General features: G+C 38.2%; 1 protein-coding gene. It reads right to left on the bottom strand.

What is annotated here, in order from left to right:
* Positions 1–335: hypothetical protein (locus tag R0K30_RS21385; protein ID WP_410612787.1), on the bottom strand; the 335-nt coding region annotated here is incomplete at both ends.

Here is a 335-nt window from a genome sequence, read left to right on the forward strand (position 1 = left end):
TCGATACACCCAAGGTGAGCTTTTTATTTACTAATAAATTAGTTAACGACACTGATTTACTGCTTTCAATACCTAGCGCAATGCTCAGCTTTTGATGCATGGCAATAGATGGAGAAAGACCAGCTGTAGAGCTTTGATGCGTGAAATAAACACGTCCTTCTCGATATTTGTTTTTATAAAGTGATAATGCGCATGCATTTGATTGCAGGTTAGCGAGTTCCTGAATAACTTTACCAGAGGGAATAATGATACGTTCAAAGTTAATATGCGGAAGTTGTTGCTCTAATAGCGAAATAATACTTTCATCACGGCCCTGAGATTTATCCGGACAGATC

This window comes from Bacillus sp. SIMBA_154 (assembly GCF_046536015.1).
GTDB lineage: Bacteria > Bacillota > Bacilli > Bacillales > Bacillaceae > Bacillus > Bacillus pumilus_P.